Source organism: Pseudoalteromonas phenolica (assembly GCF_005876835.1).
In the GTDB taxonomy this organism is placed as follows: Bacteria; Pseudomonadota; Gammaproteobacteria; order Enterobacterales; family Alteromonadaceae; genus Pseudoalteromonas; species Pseudoalteromonas phenolica_B.
This window is the reverse complement of record NZ_PPSW01000058.1, coordinates 1-2,425: the sequence shown is the minus strand read 5'-3', so window position 1 is coordinate 2,425 and position 2,425 is coordinate 1. Positions and strand designations below refer to the sequence as shown.

Genomic DNA, 2,425 nt, shown 5'->3' with positions numbered 1-2,425 from the left:
TCAACGCCCCACTAAGGGGCTTAATACAGTTTGCTAAAATGTGAGCGAAAGCGAAACAGCAAACTGTAGAAAGTCCCGCTTAAGTGGCTTGTTAGGTGCTACTACAAATTTACGCTAATTAGTAACATTACAAAACCAATAAAAACTAAACAAATAGATTTAATACGAATAGCTTTAAAATTACTGGCTAAATAAGATAACTTGTCATCATCAAGTTGCTCATAGCTAGAATCTAATAGCCATTTGTGGAATTGATTTCCATCAACTTCCATTGACTCGCCTCGAGCTGCGCCTATCTCAATTTCTAATTGACCGTACAGTTTAGGGTGCGTGTTACTAATATACTTAACCAATTTACGGCGCGTAATAAATAGCCTAATTGGCCAATATATTACAAGCGATAAACTTAATATAAAAAGTAGAAATTGAAACATGGTTCAATAGGCACCTAACGCTTTGCTAAGCGGAAAATAAAAGTTGGCTATAATCGCGAAGCGATGGCCAGCTTTTATTTTTCCGTTTAAGCAACTTGTTAGGCATTTATTCGGATGCAGGTTTAAACAGAGAAATCATTGGGGTTGGTAGCTTCGCTTGTGCTGCAGATCTAAATGCATGTTCACGCCAAAATGGCCATACATTATGAACTACATTAAATTGCATAAACTCGCTAATGGCTTCTTCTGATATGTCAGCTAATTGATGGTACTTAGCAATAAAACATGCTTCTATTTCGGCAAGAGTTTTAATGTCACTTCCTTCCTCTTCTTCAATGAACCTTAAACCAAACTCAACCTTGGCGTGGATTAACTTTGAATCATCTGATTCATCAGCTTTTTCGAGAAACTCAGCTTTAATGGATATTTTGTTTTGCTGTGCCATTTCATCAGGATAACTATCAGCGCTGATCTCTTCAAAGCGAGCAATAGAAGTGGAATACAAATGTATATCAATTAATTCAAGTGATTTAATTGCCTGACTAATTAATTCTTTATCCATAAGAGACGTCCTTTGATACTTCTACAGATTTTACCGTCCTAAACATAGGTTGATTAGCAGCCTTATATTTTGGATAAGGAATTACATTATTTTCATAGCTTAATTGAATTGAAGACGATTTAATTCCAGCTTCTTCTAATAGTTCGTTTAAAACAGATTGATGCTTTAAGCAAACACGGATTAACTTATCCATGGCTGCGCTTTGTGAAACTTCAGCTCTTTCATATTTTGAGAAAGCATTTTTTCCACCACCAAAAACGAGAGAAGCTTGTTCTTGAGTTAATCCTAATGAAGTTCTTGCATGATAAATTTCTGAAGAAGTCAAAAGACCATCTACACTTTTTTTAGCATCCCTAACTCGAGAATCATTGTTCAAAATTTGTTGTTTCGACACAAATTCTCTTCCACAATCATTACAGATGGAATACTCCATTGATACAGATAAATCCGTACCTTTATAGGTGATAGTTTCCATATCATCTAATTGAACTATATTTTCAGATTTACATAATTTGCAATTGGTCATATCAACTCTCCTCAAGCTAATACTGAGGTAAATGGAAAGAAGCTAAATCAATAACTAGATAACCTTCGAGAAGACAGAACTTAACGTATAATTCGTCATATTCATCTTCCTCAGGATCTTTCTTATAGCGGCAGATATACTCATCATCTGGTGGTTGACTTTCATAGGAATGAGTTTTACGAAAGTCATTTGAACTGAGTTGACATATGCATGCAGAAACATCTTGTATGTCATATCCTAAGTTAGCTATATCTCTACTAACTTTTCGCCCTCTATATTCAATATCTAGATTTTGAGCTGCTGCCTTTACCTGTCCTAAATCGTATTCAGCCACACACTCTCCATGTAACCATAATGGTTAGTTTAGCTGATATTAACATAATTGCACGGAATTGGAATAGCATTAAATGCCTAACGCTTAGCTAACAGGCAAAATTAAATAAGCTAAAATCGAGCGAAGCGGCGAGCTTATTTAATTTTGTCCTAGTTTAGCGCCTTGTTATATTTTCAATTTTCACATGATGTTGCAATGCGAAACTTGATATTTACCTAGTTCAGTTTTGTTCAGCTCAACAACCATCATGGTTGGAATATTTTTACCTTTAAACATTAGTGCTTTTTTACCATCAACTTCATCAGATTTTTGAAAAGGAACACCAAGCTTTGTGACTAGTTCTGATTCGAGCATTCCAATAACCACTTGACTACATGGCTCAATATCCGCTTCACTACATCCCACTATTGATAAAAGTGCTAAAAGACAAATTTTACGCATGAACTTCCCTGAAAATATAACGCCCACAATAAGGGGCTGATTAATAGTTTGCTAAAATGTGAAGCGGAGCGAAACCGAGCAAACTGTTAGCAGTCCCGCTTTATTTGCCTTGATACTTATTGAACCTT

Annotated in this window: 5 protein-coding genes; all 5 read right to left on the bottom strand. The window is 35.5% G+C overall.

Annotated elements, in window-relative coordinates; translation table 11 throughout:
- Positions 1-101: 101 nt before the first annotated feature.
- Positions 102-353, bottom strand: a complete 252-nt coding sequence (locus tag C1E24_RS20495) for a hypothetical protein (RefSeq protein ID WP_138484744.1) — start codon at positions 351-353, stop codon at positions 102-104.
- A 187-nt stretch (positions 354-540) separates the two neighbouring features.
- Positions 541-996: a hypothetical protein gene (locus C1E24_RS20490; protein WP_138484742.1), complete on the bottom strand. Its 456-nt coding sequence runs from the start codon at positions 994-996 to the stop codon at positions 541-543.
- Positions 989-1,522: a type II toxin-antitoxin system MqsA family antitoxin gene (locus C1E24_RS20485; protein ID WP_138484740.1), complete on the bottom strand. Its 534-nt coding sequence runs from the start codon at positions 1,520-1,522 to the stop codon at positions 989-991. Before C1E24_RS20485 ends, C1E24_RS20490 begins: the two co-directional genes overlap by 8 nt.
- A gap of 16 nt (positions 1,523-1,538) precedes the next feature.
- Positions 1,539-1,856, bottom strand: a complete 318-nt coding sequence (locus tag C1E24_RS20480) for a type II toxin-antitoxin system MqsR family toxin (RefSeq protein ID WP_138484738.1) — start codon at positions 1,854-1,856, stop codon at positions 1,539-1,541.
- 180 nt (positions 1,857-2,036) lie between these two features.
- Positions 2,037-2,297 (bottom strand): hypothetical protein, encoded by a 261-nt coding sequence (locus C1E24_RS20475; protein WP_138484736.1) that lies wholly within the window; start codon positions 2,295-2,297, stop codon positions 2,037-2,039.
- Positions 2,298-2,425: the final 128 nt, after the last annotated feature.